Origin of the sequence: Castellaniella hirudinis (assembly GCF_042651965.1) — a bacterium.
GTDB classification, from domain to species: domain Bacteria; phylum Pseudomonadota; class Gammaproteobacteria; order Burkholderiales; family Burkholderiaceae_B; genus Castellaniella; species Castellaniella hirudinis.
Genome location: NZ_JBHSDY010000004.1, coordinates 186,839 through 203,152, shown reverse-complemented (window position 1 = coordinate 203,152; position 16,314 = coordinate 186,839). Strand labels below are relative to the sequence as shown.

Genomic DNA, 16,314 nt, shown 5'->3' with positions numbered 1-16,314 from the left:
AGAAAAGTTTATTGTCGGGTCGAGGTCGCGGCGGCGCGCGGGGCGCCGTCGTCCTGGACGTAGCCGCCGCCCAGGGCGGTCGCCAGTTGCACGTCCAGCAGATAGGCGCGGGCGTGCAGGTCGGTGGTCTGCACGGTCTGCTTCAGGGCTTCGCTTTGCGCCAGCAGCACTTGCACGAAGTCGCCCAGGCCGGCTTTATAGCGGCTCAGGGCCACGTCATAGGCCGAGGTGATGGCCTTCATGCTGGCTTCCTGGTGGCGGATCTGTTCTTGCAGCGACTGGATCGAATCGCGGGCATCGGCCACTTCGCGCAGCGCGCCCAGGACGGTTTCGTTGTAGCGGGCGATGGCCTCGTCGCGCTCGGCGCGGCGGCCCTCCAGCCGGGCGTTCAGGCCGCCGGCATTGAAGATCGGCAGGGTGATGACCGGGCCGGCGCCGTAGTTTTCGCTGCTGCTGCGCACCAGCTTGTCCAGGCCCAGCGACAGGTAGCCGAAGCTGGCCGACAAGTCGATGTTGGGCAGGAAGTCGGCCTTGGCGGCGGAGACTTCGGCGCCGGCGGCTTCGGCCTGCAGGCGGGCGGCGGTGATGTCGGCGCGCCGGCCCAGCAGGGCCATGGGCAGTCGACCCGGGATGTCGGGCGGCAGCGCGGCGCCCGGGCGTGCGGCCAGCGCCGGCAGTTGCTCGGGAGATCGGCCCAGCAGGGCGGCGAGCTGGTGGTGCAGCAACTGGACGTTGTTGTTCGCCTGGCTGAGCTGTACCCGGGCGGATGAGACCGCCGAGTCGGCCTGGTCCACGTCCACCTGGGTGCCCAGGCCGTTCTTGTAGCGGTCGCGGGTGATGTCCAGGGCTTCCTGCAGCTTGCTGGCGATGTGGCCGATGGCGTCGGCCTGGGCCTGGGCGTTTTGCGACTGAAAGTACGCCTGGGAGACGGCCGAGACCAACAGCACGCGGGCCTGCTGGCGGCTGGCTTCGGCAGCGGCGGCGCGCTGCCTGGCAGCGCCCGCCAGCGCGCGTTGGCGCCCCCACAGGTCCAGATTGAAGTCCAACTGCAGTCCCAGTCCGGTGTCGGTCTCGTATGAACCGCCCAGAGGGGGCGGATAGATGTAGTTTTCGCTGTAGCGCTGCCGCGTCAAATGGTAGTTGGCGTTGACTTGCGGCCATTGCACGGCGCGTGCGCCGCGCGCGGCCGCCCGGGCCACGCGCACGCGGGCGGCGGCGGCGTCCAGGGACGGGTTCGATTGCAGGGCCTGGTCGATCAGACCGTCCAATTGGGCGTCCTGGTAGCGCGTCCACCAGCGGTCGCCCGGCCAGGCGAGGGCGGTGTCGGTCAGTCCCAGGGCCTGGGCGTCGAGTGCCTTGGTGGCGGGGGAACCCGGGTCCATGGGGGCGCAGGCGGAGAGCGAGAGAGCGAGCAGCAGGGGGATGAGGGGTTTCATGCTGACAGGAAGCTGAATATTGTTGATCGGGTCTGTATCTGACTAGTCAGTGATCAGAGGGCAGTATGCACCTTTGCGAGGCGTTGTGGCGTGTCAGGGGGTGTCAGGGCGTGTCGGTGGGGGCCGAGGTGTCGGCCGACTGCTGCAGATAGTGTTCGCCGTTGACGATCATGCGCTTGAGCAGGGCGATCAGCATGTGGATCTCGTCTTCGGAGAAGCCGTTCAGGTGGACGTTGAGCGCCTGGGAAATGGCGGGCAGGATCTGGTCCGCCACCGCGCGGCCTTCGTCCGTCGGCACGATCTTGACGACGCGCCGGTCTTCGGGCACGCGTTCGCGCCGCACGAAGCCCTTGGATTCCAGCCGGTCCAGCATGCGCGTGGTAGCGCCCGTGTCCACGTCCAGGACGCGGGCCAGTTCGGCCGGAGTGTCGATGCCTCGGACCAGGATGAGCAGCAGGGGACGCCATTGGTTGGCCGTCAGGCCTATGGGGCAGGTCTGCAGGTCGATGACCCGGTGCAGCAGGTTATGGACATGTTTGACGAGCAGCCCGACGTTGCGTTCGGGGCTGAGGTCGCCGGAAGTGCCGCTGTAATACTGGCAGGCGCTGTCTTGCGGCAGAGGGGAGGGGCCGTTCGGCCTGGTGTCTTGCATGCTAAAATTCTACAGCATCAATATCTGACTAGGCAAGTAAAAATGGGGCTACCCTCCCGCAGCATGTTCTGGACCGGCTTTGTGCTGGCGGGTCTGGGAGCGGTGCTGTTCTCAGCCAAGGCGATCGTCGCCAAGCTGCTGTACCTGCACGGGGTGGATGCGCTGGATGTGATCGGTTTTCGCATGCTGTTGGCGCTGCCGTTTTTTGCCGCCATCGCACTGACCCAGATGGGGCGCGTGCGCCGAGGCCTGCTGACACCGCTGAGCCGGCGCGACAGCCTGCGCATCGCGGTATTGGGTTTCATCGGCTATTACCTGTCCAGCCTCCTGGATTTCCTGGGGCTGCAATACATTTCCGCCGGACTGGAACGCCTGATCCTGTTCCTGGCGCCGACCTTCGTGCTGCTGTTTTCCGCCTGGTTCCTGCGCAAGCCCATTGCCGCACGCCAGTGGCTGGCCATGGCCCTGGCCTACGGCGGGGTCGCCCTGGTGTTCTGGGCCGACCTGTCGATCACGGGAGAAGATGTCGTACTGGGTTCGGCCTGCGTGCTGGGTTCGGCGTTTTCCTATGCCATGTACCTGATCGGTTCGGGCGAACTGGTCGAGCGGGTCACGGCCACCCGGCTGACGGCTTACGCGATGACGGTCTCGGCCGGGGTGACGATGGTGCACTTTTTCACGGTCAAGGGGGTGGCGGGCCTGGACCAGGGCTGGCCGGTCTACGGCCTGTCGCTCATCCACGCGACGGTCAACACGGTGTTGCCGACCTTCATGATCATGTGGTCGGTGGCGCGCATCGGCGCGCCGCTGACGGCCCAGTTGGGCCTGCTGGGGCCGGTGTCGATCCTGTTCCTGGCCTGGCTGTTCCTGGGCGAGCCGATCACGACCCTGCAGGTGGCGGGTACGGTGCTGGTGGCGATTTCAGCCCTGGTGCTGGGGCACCGGCCTAAGGTCAAGGGCTAGAGCTTCTCCGCCCAGGCCGTCTCGTTGAAGCCCACGGTCACGCTGCCGTCGGGCCATTCGACCACGGGGCGCTTGATGAGGCTGGCCTGATCCCGCATCAGCCGAGTGGCGCCGGCGGCATCCTGGATCTGCGCCTGCAATTCGGGCGGCAGTTTGCGCCAGGTCGTGCCCTGGCGGTTGATGAGTTTTTCCCAACCCGTCTGGGCGATCCACTGCGGCAATCGCGCCTCGGGCACGCCGGCTTTCTTGAAGTCGTGAAACTGGTAGGGCTGCTGCCGCGCGTCCAGCCAGGCGCGGGCTTTCTTGACGGTGTCGCAGTTGGGAATGCCGTAGAGGATCAGGCTCATTTCATGTTCTCTTCGATTTCGTCGCGGTGCACGTCGTGGGTGACGAAGCCGGCCTCGTTGTCGGGCATGGCCAGGTAGCGGGGATGGGCCAGGGTGCTGCGGATGTCCTGCAGGCCCGTGGCCCAGTGTTCCCGCATCGTCGCCAGGCCGAACTGGAAGTCGCGGAAATGCTGCTCGTAGGGTTTGTCGCGGTAGATCAGGTGGATGATGTTGCTGCGCTTGTCGCTGGCCAGTTCGGCGGCCTGCCGGCAGGCCAGGATGTCGTTGCGCCGTCTGGCCGGCACCTGATCCAGGACTTCGCGCAGCAGGCGCTGCATTTTGCGGTAGGCGCGCATCTGGTCGGTGACCAACCGGGTGCGGCTGGAATAGCGGATGTCCTGGATGCGGTCGCTGACCTCGCTCAGGCTGCGCGGCACCGGGCCGCGCGCCGACCAGAGATCCACCTGGAACACCAGCGTGTCGCGGGCCAGGTTCCGCTCCAGGATCCGGGACAGCGGGGTGTTGGACACCAGACCGCCGTCCCAGTAATACTCGCCTTCGATCTCGATGGCCGGGAAGGCCGGGGGCAGGGCGCCCGAGGCCATGAAATGCTCCGGCCCCAGACGGGTGCGGCGGTTGTCGAAATAGGTGAAATTGCCGGTGCGCACATTCACGGCGCCGACCGACACGTGCAGCCCGCCGTCGTTGATGCGGTCGAAATCGCACAGGGATTCCAGCGTGTCCTTCAGGGGCCGGGTGTCGTAGTGGCCGACGCGGGCCGGGTCCAGTGCGGCGGACAGGGCGGCGGGTGGGAAACGCGGATGGAAAAAGCCTTTCTGGCCCACCATCAGGGCGCTGCCGGCATGGACCACCCCCAGAAACTGGCGCGCCAGGTCGTTGACCTGGAACAGGCTTTGTTCCAGCAGGGGATTGGCCGCCGGACCGACATAGGGCTGGCAGATGGTGTTCCAGAACTCATGCAGCCGTTCGACGCGCTGTTCGACCGGGTTGCCGGCGATGATGGCGGCGTTCAGCGCGCCGATGGAAATGCCGGCCAGGTCGGTCAGCTCGATCCCGGCCTCGTTCAGGCCTTCGTAGACACCCGCCTGGTAGGCGCCCAGCGCGCCGCCGCCTTGCAGCACCAGGGCGCGGGTTTCATAGGCCTGGGCGGCGGCAGCCGGGCGGGATTCAGTCTTGGACATGGGTTCCGGTCTCCAGGGAATGCAGAAAGGCTTCGATCAGGGCGCCGCGGTAGCGGCTGCGGTGCAGCACGATGGACAGGCGCCGGTCCAGTTGCAGAAAGGGCGTGCGCAGCACGCGCAAGCGGCCCGTCGCCACGGCGTCCAGGGTGGCGGCGTAGGGCAGGCAGGCGATGCCCAGGCCGGCGATCACGGCCTGCTTGATGGCCTCGATCTGACCCAGTTCCAGCAGGATTCGGCCCGGAGGCAGCGCGGTCATGGCCTGTTCCGTCAGGCTGCGGGTGGCCGAGCCGCGCTCGCGCAGGATCCAGCGGGCGTCCGAGAAATCCCGGGGCTGCAGGCGTGCGCGTTGCGCCAGCGGGTGCGCCGGCGCGGCGCAGACCACCAGCGCATCGTTGCGCCAGGGCAGGGTTTCCAGTTGGGCATGGTGCACGGGACCTTCGACGCAGGCAATGTCGACGGCATGGTCGAGCAGCATGCGTGTGATGTCGCGGGTATTGTCCACGGTCAGATGCAGGGCCACCATGGGATGTTGGGCCGTGATGGGCCCCAGAAGTTCCCCCACCAGGTAGTTGCCGACCGTGTTGCTGGCGCCGATGCGCAGTTCGCCCTCCAGGGCGCCGTGGGCGTCGCGGTGGCGGCGTTGCATGTCGCTGAGGCGCTCCAGGATTTCGCGGGCCAGCGGCAGTTGTTCCGCCCCCTGGGCGTTCAGGCGCAGGCGGCCCCGTTCGCGGTCGAACAGGGCGGCGCCCAGTTGGCGTTCCAGTTCGCCCAGCGCCATGCTGATGGCGGGCTGGGTCAGGTGGAGCTGGTCGGCGGCCTGGCGCACGCCCCCGGTCGTGGCGACCGCGACGAAGACTTCAAGCTGGCGGATGCTGAGGCCGAGCATGGAAAACGGGCCTCCGAATGATATAAATTTTATTTATATCATGCGAACCAGGAGGCCGGGTTCTTGGTCAGCGCCACGCCTACGATGTAGGCGAAGATCGCCACGGCGCAGACGGCGGCGATCAGCCGCGCCTTGGGCGTACGGCCGCGCTTGATGGCGTAGGTGCCCACGCCGATGTAGGCGATCAGCAGCACGATCTTGGTCAGGATCCAGGGCTGTTCGGGGCCGATCATGGCCGCCAGGATCACCCCGCAGGTCAGCAGCACGGTATCGATCACGTGCGGCAGAATGCGCACCAGGCGGTGCTGCAGCAGGGCCGAGCCGGTGACGGACCAATAGGCCCGGATGACGAACAGGATGATGCTCAGGCTGACGGCGGTGACGTGCAGGTGCTTGATAGGCAGATAGTAGTTCATGGGGTCCTTATTCGATCGGGTTTAAAGTCCAGCCGCCGCTTTCGCCTTGCAGCGACAGTTCGGCGCCGTGGTGCCGGCGCAGCGTGCTGCGGTGCCCCACGCTGATGATCCGGGCGTCCGGCAATTGTTCGCGCAGCAGGCGGTACATGGCGTCTTCCAGGCCCTCGTCCATGGCGGACGTGGCTTCGTCCAGGAAAGCAGCCTGGGGTTTTGCGATCAGCAGGCGGCCGAAGGCCAGGCGTTGCTGCTCACCCAGGGACAGGATGCGGCTCCAGTCGTCCTCGACGTCGAGCTGGTCGTGCAGATGGCCCAGTTGCACGCGGTCCAGGATGGCTTCGTCCTGGCCGGGCGGGACCGAGTCGGCGGGCTGGGGATAGTGTAGCGCCTGGCGCAGGGTGCCCAGGGGCAGGTAGGGCTTCTGGGCCAGGAACAGGGCGGACGTGTCCGGGCGGATGATTTCGCCCGAGCCGTGCGGCCAGATGCCGGCGAGCATGCGCAGCAGCGTGGTCTTGCCTGCGCCCGACGGGCCGCGTACCAGCAGCGGCTGGCTGGGGGTGACTTCGAGGTTCAGATCCCGGATCAGCGCATGGCCGTCGGGGCGGTTGACGGTGACGCCCAGCAGCGCCAGGCGGCCGCCGTCCTGGTGCGTGTGAGGCAGCTTCATGGCCCGGGCCGCGTCGATGGTGTCGTCGAATCCGGCCAGACGCTCCAGCGTGGCGCGGTACGTGGCGAAGCTGTCGTAGATGTTGCGGAAGAAGGACAGATTGTCCTGCAGGCGGCCGAAGGCCTGGGCGGTCTGGATCAGGTCGCCCAGGCTGATCTGCTTGGAAAAGAAGCGCGCCGCTTGCAGGATGAAGGGAAAGACCACGGCGGTCTGGGTCACGACGAAGTTGAAGCCCAGGAACTTCAGGGACCGGTAGATGATGTCCCAGGCATTGCCGATCACCCGCGCGAAGCCGTGCCGCAGCGTCCGGCCCTCGACGCGTTCGCCTCGGTAGAAGGCGATGCTTTCGGCGTATTCGCGCACCCGCACCAGGGCGTAGCGGTAGTCGGCGTTCAGTTTTTCGTTCAGGAAATTCAGCCGGATGAGCGGTTTGCCGATCCAGATGGCCAGGATGGTGGCCAGGAACACGTAGATGAAGACCAGGAACACCATGGCCCGGGGGATCTCGTGGCCCAGTACGGTCATGGGGCCGGACAGGTTCCACAGAATCGCGGTGAAGGCGATGGTGGACACGAGCGCGTTGATCAGCCCGACGGCCAGGGTCATGGAGGTCTGGGCGAAATTGGTGATGTCCTGCTGGATCCGCTGGTCCGGGTTGTCGGCCAGGTGACTGAGCGATTGCGAACGGTAGTAGGCCTGCCCTTGCATCCAGCGGCTCAGCAACTGCTCATTGAGCCATTCGCGCCAATGCACGACAAAGGCCTGCTGCACGTAGAAATCGAACAGCGAGCGGACCACGTGCACGGCGGCCAGCAGCGCGAACAACAGCATGGCCGCCCAGAAACCGGGCTCGTCCAGCTTCTGCAGCGCGCTGTACATGGTGTTGTACCAATTGGAAAACAGCACATCCAGGCGGACGGCTGCGAGCGTCAGCAGCAGGATCAGGGAGACGCCGGCCAGGGGTTTCCAACTGCGGCGCAGAGAAAAATAGCCGGCGCTCAGGCGCCGGAACTGCCGCCCCCAGCGCGTGAAGCGCGACAGGCCCCAGACCGTGGCAATACCGACCAGCAGAGTGAGCGCATACGCCTTGGCCAGCCACAGGCCGCTTTCGATCAGAAGGTCTTGCCATTGCATGGGACGCGGTTCCTTGAGGGAGGATCGGAGGCGCCCGCCAAAATGGGCCGGGCGAAAGGATTGTAGTTGGAGGCGGGGCGCTGCGGAATAGTTCCTGCGCCCGGGCTCAGCACATCGCGCCGGGCTCGTGCTTCATGCCCAGGCGGCGGGCGAGCTTGTGCAGATTGCTGGGGTCCAGCCCCAGCGTGCGCGCGGCCTGGGCCCAGTTGCCGTGGTGGGCGGCCAGGGCTTCGCCGATGGCCTGGCGCTGGCAGGCATCGACGCTGTCGCGCAGCGGCGGGATTTCGTCGGCGGGCCTGGGGTCTGACTGCGGCGCCGGCGTGTCGCCTCCCGGGGCGCGCAGGCCGGTCGGCGCGCGGGCGCCGGCTGGGGCCTCGGACGGGGCTTCGGGCTCGCCGACGTCCAGGTCCAGCAGTTCCGGGCCGATGGTCAGCACCTGATCGCGCGAGGCGCCGCGGCTGAGCATCTTCAGCGCGGCGCGGCTGATCACGTGCTCCAGTTCGCGCACGTTGCCGGGCCAGGGATATTGGCGCAGCGCGCGCTCGGCCTCGTAGGACAGGCGCACCCCGCGCAGTCCCAGGCGCGCGCGGCTGAACTCCAGGAAATGGCCGGCCAGGATCAGGACGTCGCGGTCGCGCTCGCGCAGCGGCGGGATCGGGATGGGGTAGACCGAGAGGCGGTGGTACAGGTCGGTGCGGAACAGCCCCGCCTGGGTGTTGGCCTTCAGGTCGCGGTTGGTGGCGGCGATGATGCGCACGTCGGTCTTGATCACCTGGTCCGTGCCCAGCCGCTGGATTTCACCGTTTTGCAGCACGCGCAGCAGCTTGGCCTGCAGGCTGAGCGGCAGCTCTCCGACCTCGTCCAGGAACAGGGTGCCGCCCTGGGCGGCCTCGAAACGTCCGGGGCGATCGGATGTCGCCCCCGAGAAGGCGCCCTTGACGTGGCCGAACAGCTCGCTTTCGGCCAGGGACTCGGGCAGCGCGGCGCAGTTCACCTGGATCATGGCCTGCTGGCTGCGGCGCGAATGGCGGTGCAGGCGCCGGGCGAACAGATCCTTGCCCACGCCGGTTTCGCCCAGCAGCAGAATGGGCAGGTCGGAATCGGCCACCAGGTCCAGTTCGTGCAGCAGCGACTGGATCGCCTCGCTGCGTCCCAGGATCTCGGTGGCTTCGCCGATGCGCTCCAGCCCTTGCTGCGTGCTGCCCAGTTGGCGCAGCTGGCGGTTTTCCCGTTCCAGGTCGGTGACCCGCACGGCGGCTTGCAGGATCAGGCCCAGCCGCTGCAAGCGCTCGTGCGCCGCTGCGTCAAAAGTGCCGGTCGTCAGCGCATCCAGCGTGATGATGCCCCAGGGGCGGTCTTGCCGGTACAGCGCCAGGCCCATGCAGTCGTGCACCGGCAGCGGGGAACCTTTGCGGTCGTCCAGCAGGCCGTCATAGGGGTCGGGCAGCACGCTCTGGGGATCGAACCAGGTGGGCTCCCGGCGCGCCAGGATGGTGGCAAAGCGTGGATGCTGGGCGACGATGAAGCGCCGCCCCAGGGCTTCGTGGGCCAGGCCGGAGGCGGCAACCAGGTGCAGGGTGTCGGCCGCGTCCAGCACCAGCAGGCCGACCGCGTCGCAGGCAAAGGCCTGGCGGATGGTCGTGGCGGCGCGTTGCAGGCGTACGCCGTCGGGCAGGTCGGCGGACAGATCGTCCAGGAGTGTGGTTTCCATGGGGTGATTTATACCATTTAACGGTATTTTTCACCCTGGCGTGGAGGGTAAAAAATACCGCTTTTGATCTATATCAGTAGTTTCCCTAGGTAATGAAGTTGGCACGATTATTGCTTGAAGAAAAGTGAAGCAATGAACGTGGCGCCATTCCGGCGTCGTATCCAGAACCTCTCGCGGCTGCAGAAGGAGCGCAGAATGGGTGAGTACAAGAAGTTATGGTGGACGCTGATCGGCGTTCTGATAGTGGCATTCGGCATCCTGGGATGGATGGGCAAAGAGGTCTACAACCAGGCGCCCCCCATCCCGGCCCAGGTGGTCACGGCTGACGGCAAGGTCCTCATGACCGAAACCCAGATCCTGGACGGCCAGAGCGCCTGGCAGTCGGCAGGCGGGATGACGGTCGGCTCGATCTGGGGGCACGGCGCCTACCAGGCGCCGGACTGGACCGCCGACTGGCTGCACCGTGAACTGTCCGCCTGGCTGGATCTGGCTGCGCAGGAAAAGTCCGGGGTGAATTTCGCCCAGTTGGACGGGGACGCCCAGGCCATGCTGCAGCGCCGCCTGAAGGAAGAATACCGCAAGAACACCTATGACGCCGCTACCGGCGCCGTCACGGTGTCCGACCGGCGCGCCCAGGCCATCGCCCAGACGGCGGTGTACTACGACAAGCTGTTCGGCGACGACGCCTCCCTGCACGAGTCGCGCAAGCACTTCGCCATGAAGGAAGGCACGCTGCCTTCGCCGGAAGCCCGCGCCCGTCTGGCGAACTTCTTCTTCTGGACGGCCTGGTCCGCCTCGACCAACCGGCCGGACATGGAATCCAGCTACACCAACAACTGGCCGCATGAGCCGCTGATCGACAACGTGCCGACGGCGGAAAACATCATCTGGTCCGTCATGAGCGTCATCATCCTGATCGCGGGCGTGGGCCTGCTGGTCTGGGGCTGGGCCTTCACGCGCAAGGAGCACGACGACGGCCCCGCGCCGGCGCGCGATCCGCTGCTGCAGATCCCGCTGACCGCCTCGCAGCGCGGCCTGGGCAAGTACCTGTTCCTGGTCGTGGCCTTGTTCGTCGCGCAGATCTTCATCGGCGGCTTCACGGCGCACTATACCGTCGAAGGGCAGACCTTCTATGGCATCAACGTGTCCGAATGGCTGCCGTATTCCCTGGTGCGCACCTGGCACATCCAGGCGGCCCTGTTCTGGATCGCCACCGGGTTCCTGGCCGCCGGCCTGTTCCTGGTGCCGATCCTCAACGGCGGCAAGGACCCCAAGCACCAGAAGCTCGGCGTGGACGTCCTGTTCTGGGCGCTGATCCTGGTGGTCGTGGGTTCGTTCACCGGCAACTTCGCGGCGATCGCCCACTGGCTCCCGGCCGAATGGAACTTCTGGCTCGGCCATCAGGGCTATGAATACGTCGAGCTCGGCCGTCTGTGGCAGATCGGCAAGTTCCTGGGCATCGTGTTCTGGCTGTTCCTGATGCTGCGCGGCATCGTGCCGGCGCTCAAGCAAAAGGACGGCGACAAGAACCTGCTGGCCCTGTTCAGCGCCTCGGTGATCTGCATCGGCCTGTTCTACGGCGCCGGCCTGGCCTACGGCGAAAAGACTCACCTCTCCGTCATGGAATACTGGCGCTGGTGGGTGGTGCACCTGTGGGTCGAAGGCTTCTTCGAAGTGTTCGCCACCACGGCGCTGGCCTTCATCTTCTCGACCATGGGTCTGGTGTCCAAGCGCGGCGCCACGATCGCCAGCCTGAGCGCGGCCATCCTGTTCATGCTGGGCGGTACGCCGGGCACGCTGCACCACCTGTACTTCTCGGGCACCACCACGCCGATCATGGCCATCGCCGCCTCGTTCAGCGCGCTGGAAGTCGTGCCGCTGGTCGTGCTGGGCTATGAAGCCTGGGAAAACTGGCGCCTGAAGGAACGCGCCCCGTGGATGGAAAACCTGCGCTGGCCGCTGAAGTTCTTCGTCGCCGTGGCCTTCTGGAACATGTTCGGCGCCGGGGTGTTCGGCTTCATGGTCAACCCGCCGATCGCGCTCTACTACATCCAGGGCATGAACACCACGGCAGTCCACGCGCACGCGGCGCTGTTCGGTGTGTACGGCTTCCTGGCGCTGGGCTTCACCTTGTTCGTGCTGCGCTACCTGCGTCCCAACATGCAGTTCAATGAAAGCCTGATGAAGACCTCTTTCTGGGGCATGAACCTGGGCCTGGTGATGATGATCTCCCTGAGCCTGCTGCCCATCGGCCTGATGCAGTTCCACGCCAGCTACAGCGTGGGTGTCTGGTGGGCCCGTGGCGAGACCTTCATGCAGCAGGAGATCCTGCAGACCCTGCGCTGGGTCCGGACCTTCGGCGACGTGGTGTTCATCGTCGGCGGCCTGGGCGTGATGTGGCAGGTCGTGACCGCGCTGTTCGACAGCAAGGCTGCCCCGGCCGCCGATGCCGGTCTGGCCGCGCAGCGCGCATAAGCAATCCCGTCTTGCAAAGGGGGCCCGAAACGGACCCCCGGCCTGGCCCGCCTCCAAAGGAGGCGGGCTTTTTCATGGTGCGTCCGCGCCCGCGCCTCAGACCCCGATGTCCTCGTTCCAGAGGTGCGGCTGTTCGGCGATGAAGCGGCGCATCAGTTCCAGGCATTCCGGATCCTGCAGGACCTCGATCCCGACGCCGCGCGAGCGCAGCAGTTCTTCTTCGCCCATGAAGGTCTGGTTCTCGCCGATGATCACCCGGGGGATGCCGTACAGCAGGATCGTCCCGCTGCACATCGGGCACGGCGACAGGGTGGTGTAGAGCGTGGATTCGCGGTAGACGTCGGCCGTGCGGCGGCCGGCGTTCTCGAGCGCGTCCATCTCGCCGTGCAGGATGGCGCTGCCTTTTTGCACGCGCCGGTTGTGGCCCCGGCCGATGATCTCGCCGCGATAGACGATCACCGAGCCGATGGGGATGCCGCCTTCAGCCAGTCCCTGGCGTGCTTCTTCGATGGCCGCCCGCATGAAGGGGTCGTTCATGGTTCCGTCTCCCGGAAAGTCCTTGATGCCTGCATCATACGGGCAGCGGGACCGCGGGGGAACCCGGGGGAGGCGGTCCGAAGGCCGCCTTCAGACGTCCAGGGGGATCAGGCCGCCTGCGCAGTCCGCGCCCCGGCCCGTGCGCTGAGCGCTCCCAGCGCGCAGGTCAGCAGCAGCGTCGGCAGGGCGCTGCCGTATTGCGGCGCCCACTGCGCCAGGGCGTGGTAAACCGCGATCCCCAGGATCCAGATCAGCGCCGGAGCGGCGTGCAGCGCGCGCGGCGCCTCGGTCAGGCGGGCGGGCTGCGTGCCCAGACGGCCCAGGATGGTGCCGAACAGCGGCACGAAGACCGAGCTGAGCGTCAGCAGAAACGGTTCCAGCGTATGCATGGGCAGCACCATCGCCAGCCCGATCGAGACCGCGGCCAGAATCGTGCCCCAGGTCTTCAGGTTCATCCCTTGCCACAGACTGTGGGCGGACACGGAGCCCGAATACAAGTCGCCGTAGGTGTTGTCCAGTTCGTCGATCAGGATCAGGCCCAGGGCCACCAGGCCGCCTTGCGCCAGCAGCAGGGCGGCCACCATGTCGAGTTCCGGGCCGGTCACGGTGATCACCAGCACGCCCAGCGCGTAGCACCAGATGTTGGCGATTGCATAGCCCAGCCAGGTGCCGCCCAGGGCGCCCCGGCTGCTGCGGCCATGCCGGGCGTAGTCCGCGACCAGCGGCAGCCAGGACACCGGCATGGCGATCACCAGATCCAGCGCCTGGAAGGCATTCATGCTGCCGTCGCCGGCGCGCTGCCACAGGGCCTGCAGCCCGTCGGTATCCAGCTTGAGGGCGAACTGGGCGGTCAGCCAGATCAGCGACAGGATCACCAGGGGCAGGCCGATGCGGCTGACGATGCGCCGCACCAGGGTGATCATGGAGCCGCGCAGCAGCGCCAGGACGACCAGTCCCCAGAACAGCGTGGGCAGCACCAGCCCCATGTCCATGTCCAGGGCCTGCCGGGCGATGGCGATGGTGCCGTCGCGCATCACGACCAGTTCGAAGGTCGCCCAGCCCAGCAACTGCACGATGTTCAGCAGCACGGGCAGCCGGGCGAAGCGCTGACCGTAGACGGCGTGGATCAGACCCGCGCTGGACAGGCCGCTGTCGCAGCCCAGGCGGGCCACCCAGGCCAGCAGGCCGGCGCCCAGGATCGAGCCTGCGACCACGGCGATCAGGGCGTCGCGCGTGCCCAGGGCCGGCACCAGGTAGGCGCCGACCTGCATCACCAGCAAGCCGACGCCCAGGCTGAACCACAGGGCGGCATGATCGTGCCAGCCGAACACGCGTTCGGGGGCGGAGGAGGCGAGGGGAGCGGAGGTCTGCATGGCGTGCCGGTCGGAATAAGGCAGGAGGCAGACGCGGGCGGAGGACGAGCAGCCGCCGGTGCGAGCTGCTTTCCTGCGCGAGGATGATCTCAATCAGGTTCGAAGGGACTGTCTCAGCCGCCGCGGCGGCACCCCTAGCGAGGCTCGGTAATCGGTGTATCGGGTTCGATTGTAGGATCGGTCTGGCCGGGGGGCAAGTATCCGTGCCCTCTTCGGCCGGAGCACGAGACGGGAAGCCGAAGACAGTGCTGATTGCACGGCGAGGCGACCCAACGACATGATCCGGCCGAATGGGGCGCGGATCAGTCGAAGTGCACGATCTCGAAGCTCAGCCGGCCTTGCGCGTCGCGGCCGACGGAATAGCCCAGGTGTTCGCGCACGCTGTTGTCGGGGTGGAAGGTCAGCACCACCGGCTTGATGTGTTCCAGTTCGGACTCCTGGATGTATTCCGAGTTGGCGATGATGACTTCGTCGCCGCGCTGGCAGGTGCGCGCCGCAGCGCCGTTCAGAATGCAGCAGCGCGAGCCGCGCTCACCGTAGATCACGTAGGTGCTGATGCGCGCGCCCGAATTCTTGTTCCAGATGTCCACGAATTCCATGGGCAGGATGCCGGCGGCTTCGCAGTGGTCGGGGTCCAGCGTGATGGAGCCGTGGTAATCCAGGTCAGCCCCGGTGACGCGAATGCCATGCAGTTTGGCGCGGACGATTTTTCTCACTTGGAATCCAGAGGAGGAAATTGAGCAGCCAGCATTCTAGCGCGTTGCACTGCAGCATCAGTCCTTGTGCCGAAATCACCTCTGGTATGTGCGTCTCATTATAATAAGATGATCATCGGATGAGGCCGTGATCCGCAGGGGCGGCACGGGCGCCGCATTCGGGTATGGGGTTCGGGAAAAGATCGTATGTTTGCTGCACGGGAAGCCTGGAAAGCCGGGCTGTGGGCTCCCAGACACTGGGCCGGCAATATCGTTGCCGGGTTGATCGTCGGCGTGGTGGCCTTGCCGCTGGCCATGGCCTTCGCAATCGCCTCCGGGGTCAAGCCGGAACAGGGCCTGTACACCGCCATCGTGGCGGGGGTGGTGGTGTCCCTGTTCGGCGGCAGCCGGACGCAGATCGCCGGCCCCACGGGGGCCTTCATCGTGATTCTGTCGGGCATCGTCGCCGAACACGGGGTCGCGGGCCTGCAACTGGCCACCCTGATGGCGGGCCTGATGCTGTGCGCCTTCGGCCTGGCCCGCCTGGGGGGCGTGATCCGCTACATTCCGCTGCCGGTGATCCTGGGCTTCACGGCCGGGATCGGCATCATCATCTGGGTCGGGCAGTGGCAGGCCTTCTTCGGCCTGCCGGCGGTGCCCGGACAGTTCTTCCATGAAAAGCTCTGGTTCCTGCTGCGCAATCTGCCCAACCTGGATTGGGTGACCACTGCATTCGGCTTCGGGTCGCTGGCGCTGGTGCTGCTGCCTCGGCGGGTATCGGTGCTGCGGCGGGTCCCCGGCCCGTTGCTGGCCCTGGTCGCAGCGACGCTGCTGCAGGGGCTGTGCCAGTTCCCGCAACTGGCCACCATCGGCAGCACCTTTGGTGAGTTGCCGCGCGGCTTGCCGATGCCGCAGTGGCCCGACAGCGGGCTGGACCGGATCGTGCCGCTGATCGGTCCGGCGTTCACCATCGCCTTGCTGGGCGCCATCGAATCCTTGTTGTCGGCCGTGGTCTCCGACAATATGGCCGGGACGCGGCATGACTCGAACGCCGAACTGTTCGGCCAGGGCCTGGCCAATGTAATCAGCCCCCTGTTCGGCGGGATCGCGGCCACGGGCGCCATTGCCCGGACCGCCACCAGCATCCGCAGCGGCGGCACCGCGCCCCTGGCCGGCGTGGTGCATGCCCTGGTGCTGGTGCTGGTGCTGCTGGTGTTGGCGCCCCTGGCGCGCAATATTCCCCTGGCCACCCTGGCCGCGATTCTGTTCGTCGTCGCCTGGAACATGAGCGAGGCGCACCGTGTGGTGCGCCTGGTCCGGCACGCGCCGCGCGCCGACGCCGTCATCCTGGGCCTGACGCTGCTGTTGACGGTCTTTGCCGACCTGGTCGTGGCGGTCAATATCGGCATCGTGCTGTCGGTCCTGCATTTTCTGCGCCGCATGGCCGCCAGCGTGGACGTGGCGCCGGTGGCGATCCCGGATGCGGTTCCGGAAAACGGCCCGCGCATCCGCGCGCTCAGGGTCCGGGGGCCGCTGTTCTTTGCGGCGGTCGAGCCCCTGCGGGCGGCATTTCGGGCCGAACCCGCAGACGTGCTGATTCTGTGCCTGGATCAGGCGCCGTTCGCCGACGCCACGGCGCTGCAGGCGCTGGATGATGAGATCGCGGCCGCGCATGTGCGCGGTATGCGCGTGATTCTGTGCGGCGCCGACGCCCGCATCCGCGCCAAGCTGAACCGCATGGGAACCTTGTCCCGCCTGGGCGGGAGGGACTTTCAGCCTGACCTGGCGGCGGCGCTGGACGCGGTGGGACGGGCGGCCGGCTAGACCGCCAAGCCGATGGCCGG

General features: G+C 66.8%; 14 protein-coding genes and 1 riboswitch. Of the genes, 3 read left to right on the top strand and 11 right to left on the bottom strand.

Translation table 11 applies throughout. The annotated features are described in order from the left end of the window. Nucleotides 1–8: 8 nt before the first annotated feature. Together ACFO0J_RS08005 and ACFO0J_RS08000 are read right to left on the bottom strand one after the other, a co-directional pair. A complete protein-coding gene (locus tag ACFO0J_RS08005) occupies nucleotides 9–1,436 on the bottom strand; it encodes an efflux transporter outer membrane subunit (RefSeq protein ID WP_376812545.1) in 1,428 nt (475 codons plus the stop codon). A gap of 103 nt (nucleotides 1,437–1,539) precedes the next feature. Then, the gene (locus ACFO0J_RS08000; protein WP_376812544.1) at nucleotides 1,540–2,088 is read right to left on the bottom strand and encodes a MarR family winged helix-turn-helix transcriptional regulator; all 549 of its coding nucleotides are present in this window, start codon (nucleotides 2,086–2,088) and stop codon (nucleotides 1,540–1,542) included. 24 nt (nucleotides 2,089–2,112) lie between these two features. On the opposite strand from ACFO0J_RS08000, the gene ACFO0J_RS07995 reads away from it, so the two are divergent. Further along, on the top strand, nucleotides 2,113–3,051 hold the full coding sequence (locus ACFO0J_RS07995) for a DMT family transporter (protein WP_376812589.1): 939 nt from the start codon (nucleotides 2,113–2,115) through the stop codon (nucleotides 3,049–3,051). Here the strand turns inward: ACFO0J_RS07995 and ACFO0J_RS07990 are convergent. From ACFO0J_RS07990 to norR, 6 genes are all read right to left on the bottom strand, one after another. After that, nucleotides 3,048–3,398: an ArsC family reductase gene (locus tag ACFO0J_RS07990; protein ID WP_376812543.1), complete on the bottom strand. Its 351-nt coding sequence runs from the start codon at nucleotides 3,396–3,398 to the stop codon at nucleotides 3,048–3,050. The genes ACFO0J_RS07995 and ACFO0J_RS07990 overlap by 4 nt on opposite strands. After that, on the bottom strand, nucleotides 3,395–4,579 hold the full coding sequence (locus tag ACFO0J_RS07985; RefSeq protein WP_376812542.1) for a DUF3734 domain-containing protein: 1,185 nt from the start codon (nucleotides 4,577–4,579) through the stop codon (nucleotides 3,395–3,397). Before ACFO0J_RS07985 ends, ACFO0J_RS07990 begins: the two co-directional genes overlap by 4 nt. Then, complete coding sequence (locus tag ACFO0J_RS07980) at nucleotides 4,566–5,465, bottom strand: LysR substrate-binding domain-containing protein (RefSeq protein ID WP_376812541.1); 900 nt, start codon at nucleotides 5,463–5,465, stop codon at nucleotides 4,566–4,568. The genes ACFO0J_RS07985 and ACFO0J_RS07980 overlap by 14 nt, the downstream gene beginning before the upstream one ends. A gap of 38 nt (nucleotides 5,466–5,503) precedes the next feature. Continuing rightward, complete coding sequence (locus ACFO0J_RS07975) at nucleotides 5,504–5,881, bottom strand: SirB2 family protein (RefSeq protein WP_376812540.1); 378 nt, start codon at nucleotides 5,879–5,881, stop codon at nucleotides 5,504–5,506. A 7-nt stretch (nucleotides 5,882–5,888) separates the two neighbouring features. Continuing rightward, on the bottom strand, nucleotides 5,889–7,679 hold the full coding sequence (locus tag ACFO0J_RS07970; RefSeq protein WP_376812539.1) for an ABC transporter ATP-binding protein/permease: 1,791 nt from the start codon (nucleotides 7,677–7,679) through the stop codon (nucleotides 5,889–5,891). Between the two features lie 106 nt (nucleotides 7,680–7,785). Next, nucleotides 7,786–9,390 carry a nitric oxide reductase transcriptional regulator NorR gene (gene norR / locus ACFO0J_RS07965; RefSeq protein ID WP_376812538.1) on the bottom strand — a complete coding sequence of 535 codons (1,605 nt, stop codon included), beginning with the start codon at nucleotides 9,388–9,390 and terminating at the stop codon, nucleotides 7,786–7,788. Between the two features lie 195 nt (nucleotides 9,391–9,585). Between norR and ACFO0J_RS07960 the strand changes: the two genes are divergently transcribed. Then, a complete protein-coding gene (locus tag ACFO0J_RS07960) occupies nucleotides 9,586–11,865 on the top strand; it encodes a nitric-oxide reductase large subunit (protein ID WP_376812537.1) in 2,280 nt (759 codons plus the stop codon). Nucleotides 11,866–11,961: 96 nt separating this feature from the next. Here the strand turns inward: ACFO0J_RS07960 and ACFO0J_RS07955 are convergent, their stop codons facing one another. The 3 genes from ACFO0J_RS07955 to panD form a co-directional block, all read right to left on the bottom strand. After that, a complete protein-coding gene (locus ACFO0J_RS07955) occupies nucleotides 11,962–12,402 on the bottom strand; it encodes a nucleoside deaminase (RefSeq protein WP_376812536.1) in 441 nt (146 codons plus the stop codon). A gap of 107 nt (nucleotides 12,403–12,509) precedes the next feature. Continuing rightward, a complete protein-coding gene (locus tag ACFO0J_RS07950; protein ID WP_376812535.1) occupies nucleotides 12,510–13,775 on the bottom strand; it encodes a purine-cytosine permease family protein in 1,266 nt (421 codons plus the stop codon). Nucleotides 13,776–13,828: 53 nt separating this feature from the next. Then, nucleotides 13,829–13,921, bottom strand: a riboswitch (TPP riboswitch). 156 nt (nucleotides 13,922–14,077) lie between these two features. Continuing rightward, the gene (gene panD / locus ACFO0J_RS07945; RefSeq protein WP_376812534.1) at nucleotides 14,078–14,491 is read right to left on the bottom strand and encodes an aspartate 1-decarboxylase; all 414 of its coding nucleotides are present in this window, start codon (nucleotides 14,489–14,491) and stop codon (nucleotides 14,078–14,080) included. Between the two features lie 186 nt (nucleotides 14,492–14,677). On the opposite strand from panD, the gene ACFO0J_RS07940 reads away from it, so the two are divergent. After that, nucleotides 14,678–16,294, top strand: coding sequence for a SulP family inorganic anion transporter (locus tag ACFO0J_RS07940; RefSeq protein WP_376812533.1), 1,617 nt, complete (start codon nucleotides 14,678–14,680; stop codon nucleotides 16,292–16,294). Nucleotides 16,295–16,314: the final 20 nt, after the last annotated feature.

Excerpts from the sequence above, each read along its gene's own strand:
- ACFO0J_RS07950 (WP_376812535.1), bottom strand. The coding sequence starts at position 13,775 with ATGCAGACCTCCGCTCCCCTCGCCTCCTCCGCCCCCGAACGCGTGTTC.
- ACFO0J_RS07975 (WP_376812540.1), bottom strand. The coding sequence starts at position 5,881 with ATGAACTACTATCTGCCTATCAAGCACCTGCACGTCACCGCCGTCAGC.
- norR (WP_376812538.1), bottom strand. The coding sequence starts at position 9,390 with ATGGAAACCACACTCCTGGACGATCTGTCCGCCGACCTGCCCGACGGC.
- ACFO0J_RS07960 (WP_376812537.1), top strand. The coding sequence starts at position 9,586 with ATGGGTGAGTACAAGAAGTTATGGTGGACGCTGATCGGCGTTCTGATA.
- ACFO0J_RS07980 (WP_376812541.1), bottom strand. The coding sequence starts at position 5,465 with ATGCTCGGCCTCAGCATCCGCCAGCTTGAAGTCTTCGTCGCGGTCGCC.
- ACFO0J_RS07955 (WP_376812536.1), bottom strand. The coding sequence starts at position 12,402 with ATGAACGACCCCTTCATGCGGGCGGCCATCGAAGAAGCACGCCAGGGA.
- ACFO0J_RS07970 (WP_376812539.1), bottom strand. The coding sequence starts at position 7,679 with ATGCAATGGCAAGACCTTCTGATCGAAAGCGGCCTGTGGCTGGCCAAG.
- ACFO0J_RS07990 (WP_376812543.1), bottom strand. The coding sequence starts at position 3,398 with ATGAGCCTGATCCTCTACGGCATTCCCAACTGCGACACCGTCAAGAAA.
- ACFO0J_RS07940 (WP_376812533.1), top strand. The coding sequence starts at position 14,678 with ATGTTTGCTGCACGGGAAGCCTGGAAAGCCGGGCTGTGGGCTCCCAGA.
- ACFO0J_RS07985 (WP_376812542.1), bottom strand. The coding sequence starts at position 4,579 with ATGTCCAAGACTGAATCCCGCCCGGCTGCCGCCGCCCAGGCCTATGAA.
- ACFO0J_RS08000 (WP_376812544.1), bottom strand. The coding sequence starts at position 2,088 with ATGCAAGACACCAGGCCGAACGGCCCCTCCCCTCTGCCGCAAGACAGC.
- ACFO0J_RS08005 (WP_376812545.1), bottom strand. The coding sequence starts at position 1,436 with ATGAAACCCCTCATCCCCCTGCTGCTCGCTCTCTCGCTCTCCGCCTGC.